General features: G+C 59.8%; 21 protein-coding genes, 1 pseudogene and 2 riboswitches. Of the genes and pseudogenes, 13 read left to right on the forward strand and 9 right to left on the reverse strand.

The genetic code is table 11. The features are described 5' to 3' along the window. Together ABJN75_RS13100 and thiB are read right to left on the reverse strand one after the other, a co-directional pair. Positions 1–259, reverse strand: a pseudogene (locus ABJN75_RS13100) (thiamine/thiamine pyrophosphate ABC transporter permease ThiP); the annotation flags it as partial. A 16-nt stretch (positions 260–275) separates the two neighbouring features. Continuing rightward, positions 276–1256: a thiamine ABC transporter substrate binding subunit gene (gene thiB, locus ABJN75_RS13105; protein WP_348440057.1), complete on the reverse strand. Its 981-nt coding sequence runs from the start codon at positions 1254–1256 to the stop codon at positions 276–278. Between the two features lie 68 nt (positions 1257–1324). Continuing rightward, a riboswitch (TPP riboswitch) is annotated at positions 1325–1432 on the reverse strand. Positions 1433–1496: 64 nt separating this feature from the next. On the opposite strand from thiB, the gene ABJN75_RS13110 reads away from it, so the two are divergent. Next, positions 1497–2150: a thiamine diphosphokinase gene (locus ABJN75_RS13110; protein ID WP_348440037.1), complete on the forward strand. Its 654-nt coding sequence runs from the start codon at positions 1497–1499 to the stop codon at positions 2148–2150. A 2-nt stretch (positions 2151–2152) separates the two neighbouring features. Next, positions 2153–3988 carry an ABC-F family ATP-binding cassette domain-containing protein gene (locus tag ABJN75_RS13115; protein WP_348440038.1) on the forward strand — a complete coding sequence of 612 codons (1836 nt, stop codon included), beginning with the start codon at positions 2153–2155 and terminating at the stop codon, positions 3986–3988. Positions 3989–4025: 37 nt separating this feature from the next. Here ABJN75_RS13115 and ABJN75_RS13120 read toward each other — a convergent pair whose 3' ends face one another. Continuing rightward, positions 4026–4400 carry a hypothetical protein gene (locus ABJN75_RS13120; protein ID WP_348440039.1) on the reverse strand — a complete coding sequence of 125 codons (375 nt, stop codon included), beginning with the start codon at positions 4398–4400 and terminating at the stop codon, positions 4026–4028. A gap of 194 nt (positions 4401–4594) precedes the next feature. Between ABJN75_RS13120 and ABJN75_RS13125 the strand changes: the two genes are divergently transcribed. The 6 genes from ABJN75_RS13125 (at position 4595) to ABJN75_RS13150 (ending at position 10935) form a co-directional block, all read left to right on the forward strand. Further along, the gene (locus tag ABJN75_RS13125) at positions 4595–5437 is read left to right on the forward strand and encodes a MoxR family ATPase (RefSeq protein ID WP_348440040.1); all 843 of its coding nucleotides are present in this window, start codon (positions 4595–4597) and stop codon (positions 5435–5437) included. A gap of 75 nt (positions 5438–5512) precedes the next feature. Then, the gene (locus tag ABJN75_RS13130) at positions 5513–6709 is read left to right on the forward strand and encodes a GGDEF domain-containing protein (protein ID WP_348440041.1); all 1197 of its coding nucleotides are present in this window, start codon (positions 5513–5515) and stop codon (positions 6707–6709) included. Between the two features lie 163 nt (positions 6710–6872). Continuing rightward, positions 6873–6950: riboswitch (SAM riboswitch) on the forward strand. Between the two features lie 57 nt (positions 6951–7007). Then, on the forward strand, positions 7008–7946 hold the full coding sequence (gene metA / locus ABJN75_RS13135) for a homoserine O-succinyltransferase (protein ID WP_348440042.1): 939 nt from the start codon (positions 7008–7010) through the stop codon (positions 7944–7946). Positions 7947–7950: 4 nt separating this feature from the next. Further along, positions 7951–8415 (forward strand): GNAT family N-acetyltransferase, encoded by a 465-nt coding sequence (locus ABJN75_RS13140; RefSeq protein WP_348440043.1) that lies wholly within the window; start codon positions 7951–7953, stop codon positions 8413–8415. Between the two features lie 247 nt (positions 8416–8662). Further along, the gene (locus tag ABJN75_RS13145; protein WP_348440044.1) at positions 8663–9847 is read left to right on the forward strand and encodes a VWA domain-containing protein; all 1185 of its coding nucleotides are present in this window, start codon (positions 8663–8665) and stop codon (positions 9845–9847) included. Positions 9848–9924: 77 nt separating this feature from the next. Further along, positions 9925–10935, forward strand: coding sequence for an aldose epimerase family protein (locus ABJN75_RS13150; RefSeq protein WP_348440045.1), 1011 nt, complete (start codon positions 9925–9927; stop codon positions 10933–10935). Between the two features lie 79 nt (positions 10936–11014). Here the strand turns inward: ABJN75_RS13150 and ABJN75_RS13155 are convergent, their stop codons facing one another. Continuing rightward, positions 11015–11593: a histidine phosphatase family protein gene (locus tag ABJN75_RS13155; RefSeq protein WP_348440046.1), complete on the reverse strand. Its 579-nt coding sequence runs from the start codon at positions 11591–11593 to the stop codon at positions 11015–11017. 128 nt (positions 11594–11721) lie between these two features. Continuing rightward, the gene (locus ABJN75_RS13160; protein WP_348440047.1) at positions 11722–12462 is read right to left on the reverse strand and encodes a GntR family transcriptional regulator; all 741 of its coding nucleotides are present in this window, start codon (positions 12460–12462) and stop codon (positions 11722–11724) included. 134 nt (positions 12463–12596) lie between these two features. Between ABJN75_RS13160 and ABJN75_RS13165 the strand changes: the two genes are divergently transcribed. Genes ABJN75_RS13165 through ABJN75_RS13180 form a run of 4 tightly spaced genes read left to right on the forward strand, consistent with a single transcriptional unit; the run spans position 12597 to position 16035 of the window. Further along, the gene (locus ABJN75_RS13165) at positions 12597–12884 is read left to right on the forward strand and encodes a UxaA family hydrolase (RefSeq protein ID WP_348440048.1); all 288 of its coding nucleotides are present in this window, start codon (positions 12597–12599) and stop codon (positions 12882–12884) included. A gap of 11 nt (positions 12885–12895) precedes the next feature. Continuing rightward, positions 12896–14077: a UxaA family hydrolase gene (locus tag ABJN75_RS13170; RefSeq protein WP_348440049.1), complete on the forward strand. Its 1182-nt coding sequence runs from the start codon at positions 12896–12898 to the stop codon at positions 14075–14077. A 24-nt stretch (positions 14078–14101) separates the two neighbouring features. Beyond that, positions 14102–15034 (forward strand): hydroxyacid dehydrogenase, encoded by a 933-nt coding sequence (locus ABJN75_RS13175; RefSeq protein WP_348440050.1) that lies wholly within the window; start codon positions 14102–14104, stop codon positions 15032–15034. Beyond that, a complete protein-coding gene (locus tag ABJN75_RS13180; RefSeq protein WP_348440051.1) occupies positions 15031–16035 on the forward strand; it encodes an Ldh family oxidoreductase in 1005 nt (334 codons plus the stop codon). Before ABJN75_RS13175 ends, ABJN75_RS13180 begins: the two co-directional genes overlap by 4 nt. 33 nt (positions 16036–16068) lie before the next feature. On the opposite strand, the gene ABJN75_RS13185 is transcribed toward ABJN75_RS13180, so the two are convergent. The 4 genes from ABJN75_RS13185 to ABJN75_RS13200 all read right to left on the reverse strand — a co-directional run bounded on the left by ABJN75_RS13185 (position 16069) and on the right by ABJN75_RS13200 (position 20321). Further along, positions 16069–17391, reverse strand: coding sequence for a TRAP transporter large permease (locus ABJN75_RS13185; RefSeq protein ID WP_348440052.1), 1323 nt, complete (start codon positions 17389–17391; stop codon positions 16069–16071). Further along, the gene (locus ABJN75_RS13190; RefSeq protein ID WP_348440053.1) at positions 17388–17918 is read right to left on the reverse strand and encodes a TRAP transporter small permease subunit; all 531 of its coding nucleotides are present in this window, start codon (positions 17916–17918) and stop codon (positions 17388–17390) included. The genes ABJN75_RS13185 and ABJN75_RS13190 overlap by 4 nt, the downstream gene beginning before the upstream one ends. Further along, the gene (locus ABJN75_RS13195; protein WP_348440054.1) at positions 17911–19191 is read right to left on the reverse strand and encodes a flavin-dependent oxidoreductase; all 1281 of its coding nucleotides are present in this window, start codon (positions 19189–19191) and stop codon (positions 17911–17913) included. Before ABJN75_RS13195 ends, ABJN75_RS13190 begins: the two co-directional genes overlap by 8 nt. 80 nt (positions 19192–19271) lie before the next feature. Continuing rightward, on the reverse strand, positions 19272–20321 hold the full coding sequence (locus ABJN75_RS13200; protein ID WP_348440055.1) for a TRAP transporter substrate-binding protein: 1050 nt from the start codon (positions 20319–20321) through the stop codon (positions 19272–19274). Between the two features lie 429 nt (positions 20322–20750). Between ABJN75_RS13200 and ABJN75_RS13205 the strand changes: the two genes are divergently transcribed. After that, the gene (locus tag ABJN75_RS13205) at positions 20751–21242 is read left to right on the forward strand and encodes a (2Fe-2S)-binding protein (RefSeq protein WP_348440056.1); all 492 of its coding nucleotides are present in this window, start codon (positions 20751–20753) and stop codon (positions 21240–21242) included. Positions 21243–21485 lie beyond the last annotated feature (243 nt).

Below are 21485 nucleotides of genomic sequence, written 5' to 3' on the forward strand. Positions count from 1 at the left end.
GCCCCCGGAAGGAGGGGCGGCGCGCCAGGGATCGCGCCACCGGCAACGCGAAAGCCACGCTCAGGACTGTCGACAGCCCGGCCTGCACCAGGGTGAAGCGGGTGATGCGAAACAGGTAGTCAGCCTGGTTTGTCGCCAACCCGTGCCCGGTTCCCTGGGACACAAGCACCCAGACCGGCGCCGCCAGCGCAAGGCCGATGAACACCAGCGCGGCAACGCCGCCCACCCTTGCGGTGCGGTGCTCCGACCGGGTCAGCACGGGACTGGGGTCTCGGTCAACGGCTCATCGCGCCAAGCCATTCCTCGATCCACGCGCTGCGGTTTTCAGCCACTTCGTCGGGGGAGTAGAGGAAGGTCTTCTTCGGTGAGACAAGTTTTGAGAAGGCTTCCGGAAGCTCCATGGTGACCGGGGCCGCCGGCATCATCCAGTTGTGGGTCGGAATTTCGTTCTGGAAGCCCGGTGTAATCATGAATTCGAGAAACTGCCGCGCCAGGTTCTTGTCGGGTGCATTGGCCAGCATTCCGGCCACCTCGATCTGCAGATAATGGCCTTCGGAGAATTCCGCGGCCTGATAGCGGTCTGTCTCCTCCGCCACCATGTGGTAGGCGGGCGAGGTGGTGTAGGACAAGACCATCGGCGCCTCGCCGGAGGTGAACAGGCCATAGGCTTCCGACCAGCCCGGGGTGACGGTCAGCACGCGTTTGCTCAAGGTTTGCCACGCCTGGGCCGCGTCATCGCCATAGACGGATTTCACCCAGAGCAATAGACCCAGGCCTGGTGTCGAGGTGCGGGGATCCTGAATCACGATCTTCTGCCGGGGATCGCCCTCGACCAGATCCTTGAGGCTGGTTGGAGGATTGGATATCGCTTCTGTGTCATAGATGACGGCGAACGGGCTGTAGTCATAGGGGATGAATACATCGTCGGCGAAGCCGCCGGGCACTGAAATTGCGTCGGTGTTTATGCCGTGGGCCTCGAACAGGCCCGTGTCCTTGGCCTCGGTCACCAGATTGGTGTCCAGTCCGAGGACGATTCCTGCTTCGGACCGGTTGCCTTCGAGTTTGAGCCGGTTCAGCAGCGCCACGCCATCGGCAACGCCGACCCATTTCAGATCGCAGTCGCATTCGGCTTCAAAGGCGGTCTCGATCTTCGGGCCGGGACCCCATTCGGCGATGAAGCTCTCGTAGGTATAGACGGTCAACGTCTTTTCGGCGCTGACCGCCGGTGTCGCGATCGAGGCAAGAAGAGCCGCCATGGCGGCCGGCAGAAGTGTAAAATTGCGCATCATTGGCGCCTCCTTTTGTTTCAAAAACAGGAATAGGCGCGTTGTGCACGTCTAATCCCTCCGCCGGTACAAACCGGATCAGGTTCTTCGGGTTGACCATCTGGTCTCTCAGCCCGGCAAAACACCAGGCACCCCGTTAGAGCGAGATCAGACATAGAATTTCTTCGGGGCGCTGGCAAGTCCGGCCAAAGCTGCTATTGGCTGTCCACCATGACATCTGATGCAACATTCGCGATCCTGCTGGGCGGGACGCTGGAGATCGACGACCGCGTCCGCGCGCTCATTGCGGGCGCGCGTGCGATTGCCGCGGATGGCGGCATGAAACATGCAGCAGCGCTTGGCCTGGTCCCGGAGTTGTGGGTCGGGGATTTCGATTCGTCATCCCCCGACCTCACGGAAATGCACGCCGCGTCTGAGCGGCTTCCGTTTCCCGCTGAAAAGAATTTCACCGATGGCGAACTGGCCATCGAGCAGGCCATCGAGCGCGGCGCCGGGCGACTGGTGCTGGTTGGCGCCTTTGGCGGGGACCGCACCGATCATGCGCTGAGCCATCTCTTCCAGGCCATCGCGCTGGCCGAACGCGGTCTCGATGTCGTGCTGACATCGGGCACCGAGGAGGCGGTGCCTCTGTTGCCGGGATCGAGGCTGCTCGATCTTCCGGCCGGATCGCTGTTTTCGGTTGCCGGGTTCACGCCGCTGACCGGGCTGAGCCTTGAAAATGTGAAATATCCGCTGGACACGGCCGATATAGCATTTGGCGCCACCCGTACGATTTCGAATGTGGCTGAAGGTCCGGTGACCGTCAGCCTCGTGTCAGGGCGGGCGCTTGTCGTCGCCCGTCCCCATGATTTTACAGGAGCCTGAGCATGGCGCCTCCCATCCTTAAACTTGACGATATCGGCCTTTCCTTTGGTGGAGCGCCGTTGCTTGACGGTGCTGAGCTGCAGGTTGAGCCGGGGGACCGGATTTGCCTGGTCGGGCGCAACGGGTCGGGCAAGTCGACGCTTCTCAAGATCGCGGCGGGGCAGATGGAGCCGCAATCGGGTGAGATTTTCCGGCATCCGTCCGCGACCATCCGCTATTTGCCGCAAGCTCCCGACTTTGAGGGATACACCACCGTCCAAGCCTATGCGGAGGCCGGCCTTGGCCCCAGTGATGACCTTCACCGGGTCAATTACCTGCTCGAACATCTGGATCTTGACGGGGCGGCCGACCCGCAAACGCTCTCCGGCGGCGAGGCGCGGCGGGCTGCTCTGGCGAAGGTTCTGGGGCCGGAGCCCGACATCCTGCTTCTGGACGAGCCGACAAACCATCTCGACCTGCCGACGATCGAATGGCTGGAGGAGGAGTTGTCGCGCGGTCGTGGCGCGCTTCTGGTCATCTCGCATGACCGGCGGTTTCTCGAACGGGTTAGCCGGGCGACTGTCTGGCTCGACCGGGGGCGTTCGCTCAGGCTGGACCGCGGATTCGAGCATTTCGAAGCCTGGCGTGATTCCGTGCTTGAAGCAGAGGAACTCGAACAGCACAAGCTGGGACGGCAGATCGAACGCGAAGAGCACTGGCTGCGTTACGGCGTTACCGCGCGGCGCAAGCGCAACATGAGGCGTCTGTCGGATCTCAAAACCATGCGCGCCGATTTTCGTGGCCACAAGGGACCACAGGGGCGGATCAATGCCCAGCTCGCCGAGGGACGCGATTCGGGCAAGCTGGTGATCGAGGCGGAAGGCATTTCCAAGAGCTATGACAGTGCGGATCCCGTGGTGCGCGACTTTTCGATGCGGATCAATCGCGGCGACTGCATCGGCATCGTCGGTCCCAACGGAGCGGGCAAGACAACGCTTCTCAAGATGCTGATCGGCGAGTTGCAGCCCGACAGCGGATTTGTGCGGCATGGATCGAAGCTTGATATCGCCGTCCTGGATCAACGCCGTGAGGTACTTAATCCGGAAGAGACGCTGGCGCATTACCTCACCGACGGGCGTGGCGACAATCTGCTGGTCAATGGCGAGGCCAAGCATGTCACCGGCTACATGAAGGATTTCCTGTTTCAGCCGGAACAGGCGCGCACGCCGATCCGCAATCTGTCTGGTGGCGAAAAGGCCAGGCTGGTTCTGGCGCGGATACTGTCGCGGCCATCCAACCTGCTGATCCTTGACGAGCCGACCAACGATCTCGACATGGAAACGCTTGATCTGTTGCAGGAAGTTGTCGCCTCCTATCCAGGCACCGTCATACTGGTCAGCCATGACCGCGATTTTCTCGATCGAACCGTGACCTCGACCCTGGCGCCGGCCAATCCGGCGGAGCCTGACGGACGCTGGATTGCCTATGCCGGCGGCTATACCGACATGCTGGCACAGCGCGGCGCCGAGACGCGCGAGAAGAAAGCCCGGGCCGCGCAGGAGGCAAGCCGCGCCGCCTCGCCGGCTACGAAGCTTCAGGCACCGCTTCGGGATGTCGCGCGCAAACTCTCCTACAAGCAGAAATTCGCACTGGAATCATTGCCGGTCAAAATCGGGGAGGCGCAAGCGAAACTCGAGAAAATCGAGGCCGAAATGGCGGACCCGGCGCTGTTTGCAAAGAATCCGGACGGCTTTGCCGCCCGCGCCAAAGCCCACGATGCGCTCAAGAGCGAGATCGAGGCGATGGAAGCGGAGTGGCTGGAACTCGAGATGCTGCGCGAGGAAATCGAGGGCAGCTAGTGATGCCTGAGCCTGCGCGGCCCAAGCCGCTGCAAGGTCACTCGACCTTTGTCACCGACGAGATCACGAAGGTGTGCAACTCATCCTCTCCATGATCGCGAACCGAGATATATTCGCCAGTCTTGAAGATGTGGTTGGACAGCCGGTAGCCGGTTTCATCATCATCATCGTCGGCGGGGTCATAATCGAAAGCCCAACCGCCTTTCGGATGATGAACAAGATAACCCAGTTCCGAGCGCTCGCCGTCCCAGAAGCGAACCACGGTGCAGGATGATGGCGATTTTTCCCAGGCCGCCTTGTCGAGATGGCCGTCTGCGTCAAGCGGCGCATGAATATCATAGCCGCGACGCGGATTGCCGTCGGGGAAATCCTTGTTGCGGGCCATGACAAGATGGATGTGATAGAGCGTCATGTCAGTCTCCAATCGCTACGGTCTGTTGGTCGGGTTGCATTGTGTCCCGGCAATTGTGTCAATGCCTTGATCTTGCGCAAACCGGCGATGTTGCATCGTCGCCGCTACAGCCGGCGGGTTGCATCGCGGCCCCGATTATGGTGTTGACAATGATATGAAACCGGGCCGCGCGATTGGCGGCACATGGAGGACTTATGCAGTTTGAAGGCACGTCGGCCTATGTGGCGGAAAAGGATCTCACTGTCGCGGTCAATGCGGCGATCAGGCTTGAACGGCCGCTTCTGGTCAAGGGGGAGCCGGGCACAGGCAAGACCGAACTGGCCCGCCAGATTTCTCAAGCCCTTGGGCTCGACCTGATCGAATGGTCGGTGAAATCGACGACCAAGGCACAGCAGGGACTGTATGAATATGATGCGGTCAGCCGGCTGCGTGACAGCCAGCTGGGTGACGAGCGCGTCAATGACGTGGCCAATTACATCCGCCGCGGCAAACTGTGGGAGGCCTTCGCCGCCGACAGGAAGACAGTATTGCTGATCGACGAAATCGACAAGGCGGATATCGAGTTTCCAAACGATTTGCTGCAAGAACTCGATCGGATGGAGTTCTTTGTCTACGAAACCGGTGAAACTATCCGCGCGCGGCAGCGGCCGATCGTGATCATCACATCAAACAACGAGAAGGAATTGCCTGACGCGTTCCTTCGCCGCTGCTTCTTCCATTATATCCGCTTTCCGGACATGGAAACGCTGCAGCGGATCGTCGATGTGCATTATCCGGGGATCAAGCAGGCGCTGGTGCGCGAGGCTTTGACCCAGTTTTACGCCGTTCGCGAAACAGCGGGCCTGAAGAAAAAACCATCGACCTCGGAAGCTCTCGACTGGATCAGACTGCTGGTCTCCGACGATGTCGAACCGGAAACCCTGCGCGGCGACGCCAAGAACGCGCTTCCGAAACTGCACGGCGCACTTTTGAAAAACGAGCAGGATGTGCATTTGTTCGAGCGGCTGGCCTTCCTGAACCGTCAACGCGGCGGATGAATATCATCAGGTAATGAATTAGCCATATATTGGTGCCACATTGGCTGACAGCATGAAAGCATTGAGGCGCCAATTTTGATCGTTGCCAATCTGACATATCAATGGCTTGGGCCGGCGGTATTCATTGCCGCAGGCGTAGCGTTTCTGCTGGTGTTCCTGCATGACCGCAAGCATCTGCCTGCATTGAGATTGTCCGGTGCCTTCTTTTTCACGGTTGTTGGTTTTGTTGCGGTCATGCTGATCGATGGCAAGCTGCGACCAGCGCTTCAGGCAGCAATCCTGACTTCGCTATTCGTCGGCCATTTTCTGCTGGTCTGGGGCGTGACTTCGCTTTATGGCCGAAAATTCCCGCGATTGATCTTCGGATGCGGGGTGATAGTGGCAGCTAGCATCATTTTCTATAGCAATTTTTATCCCTCGCTGTTTTGGCTGCGGGTGGCCGCCGCCAGCGGGTTTACGGTTTTTGTTGACCTGATTTGCGCGTTTCTGGTCTGGCGGACGAGAAGCCACCGCGTCGACATTGTCGTGTCCGTCATCTTCTTCGTCCATGCGGCGGCAACCCTGAACCGGATCATTCGGGTTCATCTGGCCGGGCCTGAACTGGTATCCGATGGAGCTTTCAAGATGTCTCCGCTGGTGTCATCCATGCAGACGGAGAATGCGATTTTCGCCATAGCCATCGGTCTGGCGCTGTTTGCGCGCCATTCGGTCAGTCTGCTGATGCGGCTCAACCGTCTGGCCGAAACCGATCCGCTGACCGGTCTCCTCAATCGCCGCGCTTTCGACGCCAGGGCTGCGGTGCTGCGGGGTGCGTCGGCGCCGCTGCCGACGGGGTTGATCATCTGCGACATCGATCTGTTCAAACGGGTCAATGATACCTATGGGCATGATGTTGGCGACACGGTTCTGAAGACTGTCGCACAGTTGTTGAAGAGGGAGGCCGGCCCGGGCTCCATCTGTGCGCGGCTCGGCGGCGAGGAATTCTGTATTCTGCTGCCCGAATCCAATTCCGAAATGACCCGGCTGGTGGCCACCCGGCTGCGGGTCGCGATCGAGACACAGCAGATTGTCTCGTCAGGCCGCAGGCTCAACCTTACCGCGAGCTTCGGATATTGCGAACTTGCGCCAGAGGATGAGCTTCGCGACGCCATGGCTGATGTCGATGCTGCTGTTTACCAGGCCAAGGCAGATGGTCGCAATCTTGTGCGTGTGGCGACCCCGACAATCGCCGAGCCGATCCGCCTTGCTGACCGGAGCAAAAGCGCCGTCTGAGATGCTCCGCATTCAGGTGGGAACCGGTGAAGCACCATGCGGGTCCACCTTTCAGTCAGGATCCGCCCGGCGAGAGCCATCAAACCGAGTGAACGAAAGCAGTCCGCAGGTCATTGAACGGTGTCAAGCCCGGGACATTGACCTCGCGTGCAACCGGATTTAGATTGGGTTTCGTGGTGATTTGGCCGGCCGGCTTGCAGCCACGTTAAAAAACTCGCTAAAGGGCCGACGGGACAGTTTCCCTCCGGACCGGCAGCGTTTGTTTCGCGGCCGGTTTTTCGTTGGAGCTCAGTGCCTCATGCCGATCCGTATTCCCGATGGTCTTCCCGCCCGCGATGTCCTGGTGCGCGAGGGCGTGCAAATTCTGGATGAATCCATTGCCGTGCGCCAGGATATCCGCCCTCTGCATATCGGTTTGCTCAACCTGATGCCCAACAAGATAGCGACGGAAACGCAAATTGCGCGGCTGGTCGGCGCTTCGCCGCTGCAGGTCGAATTGACGCTGGTGCGCATCGGATCACACGTCGCTAAAAACACCTCGGAAGATCATCTGATCAATTTCTACCATACCTGGGAAGAGGTGAAGCATCGCAAGTTTGATGGCTTCATCATCACCGGTGCGCCGATCGAAACATTGCCGTTCGAAGATGTCACCTACTGGCCCGAGATGGAGGAAATCCTCGACTGGACCACGACGCATGTGCATTCGAGCTTTTTTGTCTGTTGGGGGGCGATGGCGGCGGCCTGGCATTTCCACCGGGTGCCCAAGCGGGCGCTGAAGGAGAAGGCGTTTGGCATTTACCGGCACCGCAATCTCAATCCCGCGTCGCCCTATCTGATGGGATTTTCAGACGATTTCCAAGTCTCGGTGTCACGCTGGACAGAGGTCAAGCGTGAGGACCTGACGCCGGATTTCGACGTGTTGATGGAAAGCGACCAGACCGGGCTTTGTCTGTTGCACGAGACATTCGCCAACAGGCTCTATATCTTCAATCACATCGAGTATGATTCCGGCACGCTTGCGGAGGAATATTTCCGCGACGTGAATGCCGGAACGGCTATCAAGCCGCCGGACAATTATTTTCCAGGCGACAACCCCGACAACAAGCCCTCGAACAGGTGGCGCAGTCATGCGTTCCTGCTGTTTGGCAACTGGATCAACCAGGTTTACCAGACCACGCCGTTTGACATGAACGACATTGGCGCAGATCGTGTTGTGGCAAGGACGGGGGAGTAATCCGGTGGCGGCAACATTGCAAATTCGGCCGGTTGAAGCTGGCGACGAGGCCGAATGGCGCAGGCTGTGGACGCTGTATCTGGAATTCTATGAATCAAGCGTGCCGGAAGAGGTTTACCTGACCACATTCGCCCGCATCATTTCCGATCACGCGGCAAATGACGCGACGTTCTATAATCCGCGTGGCTTGCTGGCGCTCAGCGATGGCCATCCGGTGGGGCTGGTGCACTATTTCTACCATCGGCATTGCTGGCAGGTTGACCACGTGTGTTACCTGCAGGACCTGTTTGCCTCCCCGGAGGTTCGCGGTACCGGCGTTGGCCGGGCGCTGATCGAGGCGGTTTATGCCAGGGCCGATGCGGAGGGCTGCCCACGGGTTTACTGGATGACACAGGAATTCAACACCGAGGCCCGAAAACTCTATGACCGGATCGCTACACTGACACCGTTTGTCAAGTACAGCCGCTAACAATCCGCATCAGGTCAAGCTGGCCTGTTGCAGGATGGTGTGAGAAACTGCAGCCAGTCCGATGGATCCACGATCAGCCGATTGGGGAGTGGCGGAAGACAGATCATTCGAGAAAATTGTCGCCGCGGCGATAGGTCTTGTTGCCTGAAAACCAGTGACCGTCGGCACGGGTTATTTTCCCGATTCCGAGTTCGGCAACCGCTAAACAGGTTGGCAAGCGGATGGTATTGCGGCTAATGTGACGCGCATGTTCCTGCCGTTTTTCCTAGAACTCAAAGCCGCCAAAGTGCCGGTCTCGTTGCGCGAATATCTCACCCTTATCGAGGGGCTTGAGGCCGGGCTGTCGCGTTACGATATCGAGGGTTTTTATTATCTCGCCCGCGCCGCGCTGGTGAAGGATGAACGCCATATCGACCGTTTCGATCAGGTGTTTTCGCATTATTTCCGTGGTGTGGAGGCCATTGCCGGAGAAAGCCCGGTGGATGCCCGCGCCTTGCCCGAAGAATGGCTCAGACGCATGGCGGAGAAACATCTCAGCGCTGAGGAAAAGAAACTGATCGAGAGCCTGGGCGGCTTCGACAAGCTGATGGAAACCCTCAAGCAGCGGCTCGAAGAGCAGCAGGGGCGGCACCAGGGCGGCTCGAAGTGGATCGGCACGGCGGGGACGTCGCCGTTTGGAGCCTATGGCTACAATCCCGAAGGTGTCCGGATCGGTCAAAACGAAAGCCGGCACCGGCGCGCAGTGAAGGTCTGGGACAAGCGGGAGTTCCGCAACCTCGATGACACGGTGGAGCTTGGCACGCGCAATATCAAGATTGCGCTCAGGAGGCTCAGGCGCTGGGTGCGTGAGGGCGCGGCTGAGGAATTCGATCTACCGGGCACGATCCAGTCCACTGCGGAACATGGCTGGCTCGACGTCAAGACCCGCCCGGAGCGGCGCAATGCGGTCAAGCTGCTGATGTTTTTTGATATTGGCGGTTCGATGGATGATCACATCAAGGTGGTCGAGGAGTTGTTTTCGGCGGCCCGCAGCGAATTTCGGCACATGGAATATTTCTATTTCCACAACTGCCTCTACGAAGGGGTCTGGCGCGACAACCGCCGGCGCCGCCAGGAAGTGCTGCCGACGAGCGAGGTGTTGCGCACCTACGGTTCGGATTATCGCGTCATTTTTGTCGGCGACGCGGCCATGAGTCCCTACGAGATTGTCACTCCGGGCGGTTCGGTCGAGCACTGGAACGAGGAGCCGGGTCAGGTCTGGCTGAGGCGGGTGCTCGATCATTTCCACAAGGCCGCCTGGCTCAACCCCACGCCGGAGGCCTATTGGGCCCATACGCATTCCACCGCGCTGATCCGGCAACTGTTTGGCGACCGGATGTTTCCCATGACGCTTTCAGGGCTCGAGGCGGCGACCCGTCAACTCACCAGATAAGGCGTTCTTGCGTTGGCCCGTTTATCAGGTCATGCCGCGAGCGGACGTCAGCCAACCCCTTTGACCGGAGACAAGCCATGGCGATCGAGGAATTCGGCCAGACAGCGAATGGCGAGACGGTGCATCGTGTGACGCTGGATGGCGGTGGTCTGACCGCCAGGATCATGACCTGGGGCGCCACATTGCAGGAGTTGCGGCTGGAAGGTCATATGCCGCCGCTGACGCTCGGGTTTCCGGATTTTGCCAGCTATCCCGCCCATTCCCCTTATTTCGGGCAAACGCCGGGCCGGCATGCCAACCGGATCTCCGGCGGCCGGTTCGTGCTTGACGGTATCAGCTATCAGCTCGAGTGCAACGAGCGCGGCATCACCCATCTGCATGGAGGCAGTGCCGGCACCGCCAAGCGGCTGTGGACTCTGGACAGCTACGGCACGAACCACGCGGTGTTTTCGATCATCGATCCGGACGGCCAGTCGGGCTATCCGGGCACGATGAAAATCGAAGCGCGCTACGAGCTGCGTCCCGGCGGCTGCATGGCGATCACCTATACCAGCGTTACCGATCGTCCGACGCTCGCCAATATCGTCCATCACAGCTACTTCAATCTCGATGGGTCGGAAACCATTCTCGATCATGAGATGATGATCGCCGCCGATCACTATCTGCCTGTCGATGATGACCAGATTCCCACCGGCGAGATCAAACTGGTCGAGGGCACGGATTTCGATTTCCGGGAATTGCGGCCGATCCGCCGTGTCGGGCCTGACGGACAGGTGCTTTACGACAACAATTATTGCATTTCGGATGAACGCGAGCCGGTCCGCACCATTGCGCTGGCGCGATCAATGTGGTCGGGAGTCGCCATGGAGTTGCGCTCGACCGAGCCGGGCCTGCAGTTCTACTCCGGCTTCAAGATCAAGCCCACGATTGCGGGTTTGAATGGCAAACCCTATGGTCCCCATGCCGGGTTCTGCCTCGAAACCCAGAGCTGGCCGGACAGTCCCAACCATGCCGGCTTCGCCGGCGCCGTGCTGCGGCCGGGCGAGAAACTCGTTCAGCATACCGAGCATGTGTTTATCCGCAGCTGACAGATACCGGGCGTTCACCGATGGTGCGAGCGGCATCATCCCAAGCATTGATCGCAGGCGGATACCCACCTGAAATGCCTTAATCGAGAAGCAGCCGATTGACGACACGCGGCTTGTCTCCGGGATTATCTCCCGGAGCGATGATGATGGCTTCGCCTTCACGCGGCGTGGTGCCGGAAATGGTCTTGATCAACGCGGGATGCGTAACCATCAACTGATTGCCGGCGCGGTCGAATTCTTCCACGGCGGTGATCAGTTCGGGCGGAATGACATCGGGATCCGCGCCGCCGACAATCGAATTGAGATAGGCTTTGGTCTCGACTTCGCGGCGCCCGAAGGCAAGTTCGGCGGTTTCCAGGGCACGACAGAACTCGCCGGCATAGATTGCGCCGATGGATACGGCACGGGCCGCAAACCGCATGCCGATGCGGCGGGCCTCCTGAATGCCCCGGTCGGACAAGCTTTTCCGGTTCTCACAATCGCCAAGATCCGGCCTGAGTGGCTCCCCGCCGCCCGGGGTGCGGGAATATCCGAGCAGAATGGTGTAGCCGCCCTGCGCCAGCCGGGCCCAGGCAGCCTCGGTGGCGAAGCTTTTAGCAGGCATTGCAATAGCGACGATGGCCATTACGAGGATGACGGCCGATGGCCAGCGTCTCAAGACAGGTTTCATGGTACCAATCTAGTGTTTTTACCCGGTGATGTAAGGGGCAATGATCGTGACCGGCGAAACTCTGGTAATCGAACATCAGTTCCGGGCTGTCAGGCCGGCCGGCTTTGCATTGAGTGTCAGCGCAGATTGACCGCGTAATGGATGTCGCGGGAAATGCACCGCGACCATCTCAGCTCCACCGGACGGTTTTCAAGGTCGTGTGCAACCCGGCTGATCAGCAGCAGCGGTTCGCCCGTTTTGCAACCGAGTTTGGCGGCGTCGCGGGCACTTGCGGCAATGGCTTTCAGCCGTTCGCCGGCGCTGGCGATGGTGATGCCCCAGCGTTCGGAATAGAGCCGGTAGACATTGTTGGGGATTTCGGTGAGCTCGCCAAATCCCGGAAACCGCCCGGCCGGCAGGGTTATGGTCTCGACCAGCATGGGTTGGCCGGCAAGGGAGCGGATGCGCTCGATGCGCCAGACGCCGTCGCCTTCCTTTATGCCGAGCGCGGTGGCTTCAGCCTTTGTCGCCTTGGCTGCTCCATGGCTGATCACTTTGGAATCGGGAAAGCTGGCAATGCCCTCGTCAGGCACCAGCCGGTAGAACTGGAACAGGATGCGGCTTTCCTCCGGCTCGGCGACATAGGTGCCGCGCCCTTGCCTGCGGATCAGCATGTTGTCGGCAGTCATGGAATCGAGCGCCTTGCGCACGGTGCCCTGACTGACATGGAGCTGGCGGGCCAGTTCCATTTCGCTGGGCAGCGGCATGCCCGGCGTCCAGGTGCCATCGACGAGACGCTTTACCAGCTGGTCGCGCACCTGGGCATAGAGCGGCTTGAAACCAATCTGGCCGGTCGGGTTTTCCGTCTCGTCGGTCATTTTTCCCTCGCTTTCAGCATTTTCCATAGCTGATGACGGTTGACATCGCCAATTTCTTGTATCTTATGTCTTATATAAGACCTGTCCAGTGGGCAGGCGGAAAAATTCACGCTTTTCCGGATCAGGAGGATAGATTGACCATACCGCAACTGCTCGTTCACGATCACAAGGACAATGTCGGCGTCGTTGTTGTTGAAGGCCTTGCCGCTGGCACCAAGATGCTCGGCGTCGTCACCCATGACAATTCCAGTTTCGAGCTCGATTCCAATGCCGATGTGCCGATCGGTCACAAGGTGGCGCTGAAAGACATCAAGTCGGGTGATACGGCGATCAAATATGGCGAGGACATCGGCAAGTTCGTTGCCGACGTCAAAAAGGGCGACCACGTCCACACCCACAATCTCAAGACCAAGCGTTGGTAGGAGCGGCTCCCATGGCATCGAAATATTCCAATCTCACATTCATGGGCTACCGGCGTGAAAACGGCCGTGTCGGCGTGCGCAATCACGTCATCATCCTGCCTGTGGATGACATCTCGAATGCGGCTTGCGAAGCGGTCGCCAACAACATCAAGGGCACGATGGCGCTTCCGCACGCCTATGGCCGGTTGCAGTTCGGTGAGGATCTTGATCTGCATTTCCGCACCATGATCGGCACCGGGGCGAACCCGAATGTGGCCGCCGTGGTGGTGATCGGCATTGAGCCGGGCTGGACCAAGAAGATCGTCGACGGCATCGCCGCCACCGGCAAGCCGGTGACCGGCTTCTCGATCGAGCAGAATGGCGACCTGAAGACCATCATGAATGCCTCGAAGGTGGCCAAGGAGTATGTCCACTTTGCTTCCGAATTGCAGCGCGAAGAGTGCTCGATCTCGGAATTGTGGGTCTCGACCAAATGCGGCGAGAGCGACACCACCACCGGCCTGGGCTCCTGCCCGACCGTGGGCAACATGTATGACAAGCTTTTGCCGGAAGGCATTTACGGCTGCTTCGGCGAAACTTCGGAAATCACCGGTGCTGAACATATCTGCAAGGCCCGCGCAATCAACGAGGAAGTTGGCGAGCGCTGGTACAAGATGTGGGAAGCCTACCAGAACGACGTCATCTTCGCCCATCAGACCGACGATCTGTCCGACAGTCAGCCGACCAAGGGCAATATCGAGGGCGGACTGACGACGATCGAGGAAAAGGCGCTGGGCAATCTCGAGAAGATCGGCCGTACGTCGAAATTTATCGACATTCTCGAGCCTGCCGAGCAGCCGAAAACCGGCAAGGGCCTGTACTTCATGGATTCCTCGTCGGCGGCAGCGGAATGTGTCACGCTGATGGCTGCCGGCGGTTACGTGGTGCACACGTTCCCAACCGGCCAGGGCAACGTGGTCGGCAACCCGATCGTGCCGGTGATCAAGATCAGCGCCAATCCGCGCACGGTTCGCACCATGGGCGAGCACGTCGATGTCGATGTCTCGGGCATTCTGCGGCGGGATATGACCATTGATGAAGCCGGTGATGCGCTGATCGAGATGATCGTTCGCACCTCCAACGGTCGCTCCACAGCAGCCGAAGCGCTCGGACACCGTGAATTCTCCATGACAAAACTCTATCGTTCGGCCTAGTCGGACAAGGCAGGCGAGTTTTTCATGGTGGATATTGTCATCACCGAATTCATGGACGAGGCGGCAGTTGCCCGCCTCGCCCAACATTATGATACCCATTACGATCCCAAGCTGGTCGATGATCCCGCAGCGATGCATGGTCATCTGACATCGGCGCGGGCGTTGATCGTGCGCAACCGCACCCAGGTGCGCGAAGCGTTGTTGAGCATGGGTCCGAAGCTTCGTGTGGTCGGACGGCTCGGTGTCGGGCTCGACAATATCGATGTCGCAGCCTGCAAGGCGCGCTCGATCAAGGTGATCCCGGCGACTGGAGCCAATGACCTGTCGGTGGCCGAGTACGTGATCACGACCGCGTTGATGCTGTTGCGCGGGGCCTTTCTGCGTTCCGCAGAGGTGGCTGCCGGCGCCTGGCCGCGGCAATCCATGATGGGACGGGAGCTTGCCGGCAAGACCATCGGGCTTGTCGGCTATGGTTCTATTGCCCGCGAAGTGGCCTGGCGGGCGCATATGATGGGCATGCAGATCGTTGCCTATGACCCGTTTCTCGCAGCCGATCATCCCGGCTGGCAGATCGCCCGCAATGTGTCGCTGGACGCGGTGCTGGAACTCTCCGATGTGGTTTCGCTGCATACGCCGCTGACGGATGCGACGCAGCACATGATCGATGCGCGGGCGCTGGCTACAATGAAGCCGGACGGGGTTCTGATCAATGCCGCGCGTGGCGGAATCGTCGACGAAGCGGCGTTGGCGGAGGCCTTGCGTAACGCCAGGCTCGGCGGTGCGGCGCTGGATGTGTTCGAGGTCGAGCCGTTGACGGCGGAAGCCGGAGAGAAATTCATGGATCTCGAGAATCTGGTGCTGACGCCGCACATAGCCGGTGTCACCGGAGAATCAAATGAGCGCGTTAGTCATCTAATCGCGGAAAAGGTGCTTGAGGCGCTGGGGAACAAGACATGAGCGATATGCTAACGATGACGCCCGAGGCGGTTACCGACCTCATCATTGGCGCCCTGATGCGCAGCCGGACTTCGCAGGAGAATGCAGGTTCGGTGGCGCTCGCGCTGCTGGCTGCGGAACTGGCCGGTCAGAACGGCCATGGATTGCGGCGGGTGGCGGCCTATGCGGCGCAGGCGCGAAGCGGAAAGGTCGATGGCTTTGCCATACCTTCCAGCGAAATGCTCAGACCGGCAGCACTGGCAATCGATGCCGGCAACGGCTTTGCCTACCCGGCGATGGATCTGGCGCTTGACTGGCTGCCCGATGCGACGAAAAAGCAAGGCATCGCCATCGCAGGCATTCGCCGTTCGCACCATTGCGGGGTCGCCGGCGTGGTCGTCGAAGCCCTGGCCGAGCGCGGCGTTGCGGCGCTGATGGTTGCCAACGCGCCGGCGGCGATGGCGCCGTGGGGTGGACGGCGCGCGCTGTTCGGCACCGATCCGATCGCGTTCGCAGCGCCGCTGTCGGGAGCCGGACCGGTCGTTGTCGATATATCCTTGTCCAAGGTCGCGCGCGGCAAGATCATGGCGGCCGCACAAAAAGGCGAGCCGATCCCGGAAGGCTGGGCGCTCGATCCAGATGGTGCACCGACAACCGACGCCAACGCCGCGATGGCCGGTACAATGATCCCGCTCGGTGACGCCAAGGGCACGGCTCTGGCCCTGATGGTAGAACTGCTCTGCGCCGGGTTGACCGGCGCCAATTATGCCTGGCAGGCGACTTCGTTCTTCGAAGACAAGGGCGATCCGCCGGGCACCGGTCAGGCGATTATCGCGATCGATCCGGATGCATTCGGGCCGGGTGGCGCCGAACGCATGGCGTTGATGGCCGATATGGTCGCAGGCACCGAGGGTGCGCGTCTGCCCGGTCGCAGACGCCAGCAGATTCGCGCGGATTACATGGAAAATGGAATTCCGGTGGATGCGGACCTGGCTCAATCCATCCGCGCGATCGGCGTTTGAGCCGGGCGCGGACTTGCCGAGTTCCTGCAAACCTCAGTAGAGCAGCCTGACGGCGACCAGGGTTATGGCCGGGAACATGGTCAGGATGGCGACGCGGATGATATCGGTCATGACGAAGGGGAAGACACCCCGGTAGGTCGCCGACAAAGGTGTGTCCCTGGCCATCGAATTGATCACGAACAGGTTCATGCCGACCGGCGGTGTTATCAGTCCCACCTCCACGACAATCAGCACGATAATGCCGAACCAGAGCGCGAATTCCTCTGGCGTAAGGCCGAAATCGAGCGCCGACATGATCGGGAAGAAGATCGGCACGGTCAGAAGGATCATCGACAGCGAGTCCATGACGCAACCGAAAATGAGATAGAGCAGCAGAACCGCGACCATCACCACCCAGGGATTGAAGCCCTGGCTGCCGACGTAAGCGGCGGCGGTCTGCGGCAACAGGCTCAATGCCAGAAACGCATTGTAGACACCTGCGCCAAAGACGATGAGGAAGATCATGCCGGTGGCGCTGGCGGTGGCGAGGATCGAAGATTTCAGCGTCGATCTGTTGAGCCCGCCATTCGCCAGCGCAATGACACCGGTGCCAAAGGCGCCAATCGCCGCAGCCTCGGTGGGAGTGAAGATGCCGGCATAGATGCCGCCGACCACGGCGATGAATACGAGCAGGACCGGCCAGACCGCGACCAGGCTTGAGAGCCGTTCGGAAGAGGGCGCGCGTTCCCGGTGACCTGCGGAGCCGGGCTTGAGCCGGACATAGATGGCGATGGCGATCATGTAGCCAATTGCGGCCAGGATGCCAGGAATGAAGGCCGCGACAAACAGCTTGGCGATGTTCTGTTCGGTCAGGATGGCGTAGATCACCAGGATCACCGAAGGCGGAATGAGTATGCCGAGCGTGCCGCCGGCGGCAAGCGCGCCGGTTGCGAGTTCGCCGGAATAGCCGTAGCGGCGCAGTTCCGGCAGTGCGACCTGTCCCATGGTGGCAGCCGTCGCCAGCGACGAGCCGCAAATCGCGCCAAAACCCGCGCAGGCGCCGACAGCGGCCATGGCGACGCCGCCCTTCCTGTGGCCCATCCAGGTTTCGGCTGCCTTGAACAGCGCCTGCGACATGCCGCCCAGGGTGGCGAACTGTCCCATCAGCAGAAACAGCGGAATGATCGACAGCGAGTAGCTGGAAAACGTGCCCCAGGTCAGGTTCTTGAGTTGGGCGAAAATCATCAGGAACGAGCCGTTGATGAAATAGCTGCCGCCGATGCCCGCTATCAGCATGGCCAGACCGATGGGGATCCGCAGGAAGATCAGGACCAGCAAAACAGGAAAGGAAAGCAGCGCGATGTCGATGTTGGTCAATGCACAATTTCCCCGTGGGCCTGATCCTGCCCGGTGACAAGCGCCCTGGCGCTCAGAACCACGCACCAGAAGCTTACCAGCACAAAGCCGATAGCGCCGATGAGGCCGGACGCGTAGGCCCACCAGATAGGGTACTGGATGATGAAGGTGGTTTCACCGTAGGCCAGCTTGTCGAGGGTTCCGTCCCAGTGCTTCCAGGTCAACAGCAGCGCGATTGCTAGCATCAGCAGATCAGCGACCATATCGATAAACCGGTTAATCCGGCCGCCCATATGCATGGTCAGGATTTCCACCGACGCATGGCCGCGGTTGATCTGAACCCAGGGCAGAAACGCGAAAACTGCAAACCCGGTGCCCAGTTCGACAAGTTCGAAATCACCGCGGATCGGGCCGAGACCGATCCAGAGCAGTGCTCGTCCGGTTACCGATGTCACCGTGGTCAGGATGACCGCAATCAGTGCCAAACCGCCCAGGATGGCCAGAAAGCCCGCCAACAGCCGCATCAAGCGGTCAATCCGGTCAAGCATTGGCCATATCCTGAATGTCGCGCCCCGGAATCAGCGGCGGGCGCGAGTTGAGTGTTTCACGATCGAACCCGGCCAACGCCTTGTAGCGGCCGGCGTGATCGGCGAGTTCCTGCGGGCTCATCACCTCGTCTATCGCGTCGAACAAGCCCTGACATTTTTCTTCCACCACCTGCATGATCTGATCCGGTCCGTTTCCGCGGTTGGCCAGGACAATCTTGCTGGTGGCCGGGCGCCGTTCGTCCTCATAGGCGATCAGGGCAGTTTGCGATATCTTTTGTTCGACCAGGCATTTGCCCAGAACGCGGGCATCGAGAATGGCCTGCGATGCGCCGTTTGAACCGATGGGATACATCGGGTGGGCTGCGTCGCCCATCAAGGTGACACGACCGTCGCGCCAATTGTCGAGCGGATCGCGGTCGACCATCGGATATTCATAGATCTGCCCCGCGCTTCTGATCAGCGCCGGAATGTCGAGCCAGTCGAACTTCCAGCTTTCGAAAGCTGGCAGGAAATCGGCGATGTTGCCTGCCCGGTTCCAGTCCTCGCGGTTCCAGAGCGCATCGGGCTGTTTCTTGATTTCAGCTACCCAGTTGATGTCGGCGAGCCCGGTTTCGGGGTCGGTTTCGGAAATAGGGTAGGTGACGAATTTTTGCCATTCATGCCCGGCCATGGCCATGGTGGCGCCGGTCAGGAAGGGTTTGGCGCGGCTGATGGCCCGCCACAAGACAGCACCGCCCCAGACGGGAGGACCCTCGCCGGGATTCATCTGCGCGCGAATTGCGGAATGAATCCCGTCAGCGGCCACGAGAATGCTGCCCTGCTCTGTTCTGGTTTCGCCGTTGCGGTTTGTCAGATGCAGGACCACGCCGTTGGCGTCCTGCGAAAAGCCGGTGGCTTTCCAGCCGGTCGCGACGGCGTCGGTCCCGAGCTGGTCGCAGACGGCCCGCATCAGCATCAGTTGCAGCTTGCCGCGGTGGACCGACAGTTGCGGCCAGTTGTAGCCGTCCTCACGCCCGCGCGGTTCAGACCAGATGGGACGTCCGTGTTTGGAAAAATATGCGACTTCGCGGGTTCGGATGCCGATGTCCTCGAACCAGGCATCGAGACCTAACTCCATCAGTTCGCGGATGGCATGGGGTTGCAGATTGATTCCCACACCAAGCGGATGAATTTCCTCGACCTGCTCGAACAGCCTGACCGGAACACCGATCTGGCGGCAAGTCAACGCAAAGGTCAATCCGGCAATGCCGGCGCCGGCAACAAGTATGGTCATCGTCGAAACTCGCAATATCGGACCGGCGAAGCGCAAGCCTGTCGAGGCCGAACTTCGCCGGATCTGTGTGGTCTGCCGACTTACTTGGTGTTGTTGGCGATCATCTCCTGCGCCTTGGCGTAAAGGGCCTCGCCGTCGATGCCCTTGTCTTTCATTTCGACAAACCAGGCGTCACGTACCTTTTCGCCGACTTCTTTCCAGCGCGCCACTTCAGCCTCGTCCAGAACAATGATTTCGTTGCCAGTGTCCTCGGCGATCTTGCGTCCGGGCGCATCGAAGGAGGCTTGCGTCTTGCCGGCGAAGGCCGAGAAATCCGCGCCGGTGTTATCGTCGATCACCTTCTTGAGGTCATCTGGAAGGCTATCGTATTTGGCCTGATTCATGGCAAGCACAAAGGCTGCGGTGTAGAGCGCGTGGTCGCCGGAGAACTCGGTGTGCGTGTCGACGAGTTCAGCAATCTTGAGCGACGGGGTCACTTCCCAGGGAATGACGGTTCCGTCGATCACGCCCTTGGACAGTGCTTCCGGGATTGCGGGAACCGGCATGCCGACCGGCTCGGCGCCGAGTTCGGCGAGCAGGCCGTTGATGACCCGCGTCGGACCGCGCAGTTTCTTGCCCTGCATGTCTTCGAGCTTGCGCACACCCTCACCCTTGGCATGAATGACGCCAGGGCCGTGCACCCAGGTTGCCAGGATCTTGATGCCCTGGAATTCCTGGGCTTCCATATCGGACTTGAAAAGGTCCCAGTAGGCGCGGGAGGTGGCTTCCGCATTGGTCATCATGAAGGGAAGCTCGAAGACCTCAACGCGGGGAAACCGTCCAGGTGTGTAGCCGGGCAGGGTCCATACAATGTCGACCACGCCGTCGCGGGCCTGATCCATCAGTTGCGGCGGCGTGCCGCCCAGCGCCATGCCCGAGAATACCTCAACCTTGATGCGTCCGCCGGACTCGGTGCCGATCTTCTCGGCCCACGGGATAAGAACGCCTGCCGGCACATTGGCCTGGGCCGGCAGGAACTGGTGCATCCGCAAGGTGACCTCCTGCGCGGCAGCACCAACCGATGATGCGCCAAATGCAGACAATGCGAGCGCCGCAACAGCGGCGGATTTCAGGAAATTGCGCTTTTTCATTGTATCCTCCCAGATTGATTATGCGGCCCCAAAACCGCTGTTCCCCAGAAAGTAGGGTTAATTTTTGTAACTGCCTAGGGTTTGTTGCATATCATTGCCCCGATGTCGTCATCCGCAACCTGCCCGGCTGCCAAATGGCGGCTCACGTCTCCTCGTAACGGCGGAAATCAGATTAACCGACCGTTCAGTTAATTATAGGCAGAAAAAACTTTGGCCGACAAGCGCCTTATCCAAACGCAGACGAAAGGCTTATACTCCCCGGCCGGCTGCAGGGTCGCATGAGAAAAATACCTCCACAGTCTCGCCAGTCTTGCCGGCTGTCTTGAAGGGTTGGCGCATTATTCCCAGTTTCCCTGTTGATCCTTTTGCAAAAAAAGAAAATGATAGCCGAAGGGTGAGAGAGCAATGTGCACTCCAGGGAGGAAATTGATGGCGACTGTATCAATGACCGTGAACGGGCGAACCGTCTCCGGCCAATGTGAGGACCGGACGCTTCTGGTCCAGTTTATTCGTGAAAATCTCGGGCTTACGGGAACGCATGTCGGGTGTGATACATCCCAGTGCGGTGCCTGTGTTGTTCATGTTGATGGCAAGGCTGTCAAATCCTGCACAATGCTCGCCGCGCAGGCCGACGGGTCGGAGGTCATGACCATCGAGGGACTGGCCTCCGGTGGAGAATTGCATCCGGTGCAGGCGGCATTTCGCGAGCATCACGGCCTGCAGTGCGGATTTTGCACGCCGGGCATGATCATGTCGGCTGTCGACATGATCAAGCGGCACGGTGGCCAGCTTGATGAAAAGACCGTCCGGGCGGAGCTGGAAGGCAATATCTGCCGCTGTACCGGCTACCATAATATCGTCAAAGCCATTCTCGATGCGGCGTCCAAGATGGGCGACGGCACCAGGATCGCGGCCGAATAGGCAAAGCCTGAACAGGCAATGGCGAAAGGCGGCAGACAATGCGGACCATCGAGAGACAGGCAAGGGATTGGTGATTGAAAGCGCTCGAACCGGGTAGTCGATCCGGTTTTTGTATCAGCTTCAGATTACTGTCCGGCAGCCCGGTCGAAATAGTCCGCACCGGCTTTTCTCCAACACCCAACCGGAGGAGTTTGAGACATGGGAATGGAAGGCATCGGCGCCCGCGTGGCGCGTAAGGAAGAC

This window comes from Hoeflea sp. (genome assembly GCF_039975035.1).
GTDB lineage: Bacteria > Pseudomonadota > Alphaproteobacteria > Rhizobiales > Rhizobiaceae > Hoeflea.

Coding starts and splice junctions, on each gene's coding strand:
- ABJN75_RS13195 (WP_348440054.1), bottom strand. CDS start 19,191: ATGACCATACTTGTTGCCGGCGCCGGCATTGCCGGATTGACCTTTGCG.
- ABJN75_RS13160 (WP_348440047.1), bottom strand. CDS start 12,462: ATGACCGACGAGACGGAAAACCCGACCGGCCAGATTGGTTTCAAGCCG.
- ABJN75_RS13145 (WP_348440044.1), top strand. CDS start 8,663: ATGTTCCTGCCGTTTTTCCTAGAACTCAAAGCCGCCAAAGTGCCGGTC.
- ABJN75_RS13175 (WP_348440050.1), top strand. CDS start 14,102: ATGGTGGATATTGTCATCACCGAATTCATGGACGAGGCGGCAGTTGCC.
- ABJN75_RS13150 (WP_348440045.1), top strand. CDS start 9,925: ATGGCGATCGAGGAATTCGGCCAGACAGCGAATGGCGAGACGGTGCAT.
- ABJN75_RS13205 (WP_348440056.1), top strand. CDS start 20,751: ATGGCGACTGTATCAATGACCGTGAACGGGCGAACCGTCTCCGGCCAA.
- ABJN75_RS13170 (WP_348440049.1), top strand. CDS start 12,896: ATGGCATCGAAATATTCCAATCTCACATTCATGGGCTACCGGCGTGAA.
- ABJN75_RS13115 (WP_348440038.1), top strand. CDS start 2,153: ATGGCGCCTCCCATCCTTAAACTTGACGATATCGGCCTTTCCTTTGGT.
- ABJN75_RS13200 (WP_348440055.1), bottom strand. CDS start 20,321: ATGAAAAAGCGCAATTTCCTGAAATCCGCCGCTGTTGCGGCGCTCGCA.
- thiB (WP_348440057.1), bottom strand. CDS start 1,256: ATGGCGGCTCTTCTTGCCTCGATCGCGACACCGGCGGTCAGCGCCGAA.
- ABJN75_RS13110 (WP_348440037.1), top strand. CDS start 1,497: ATGACATCTGATGCAACATTCGCGATCCTGCTGGGCGGGACGCTGGAG.
- ABJN75_RS13180 (WP_348440051.1), top strand. CDS start 15,031: ATGAGCGATATGCTAACGATGACGCCCGAGGCGGTTACCGACCTCATC.
- ABJN75_RS13190 (WP_348440053.1), bottom strand. CDS start 17,918: ATGCTTGACCGGATTGACCGCTTGATGCGGCTGTTGGCGGGCTTTCTG.
- ABJN75_RS13125 (WP_348440040.1), top strand. CDS start 4,595: ATGCAGTTTGAAGGCACGTCGGCCTATGTGGCGGAAAAGGATCTCACT.
- ABJN75_RS13120 (WP_348440039.1), bottom strand. CDS start 4,400: ATGACGCTCTATCACATCCATCTTGTCATGGCCCGCAACAAGGATTTC.
- metA (WP_348440042.1), top strand. CDS start 7,008: ATGCCGATCCGTATTCCCGATGGTCTTCCCGCCCGCGATGTCCTGGTG.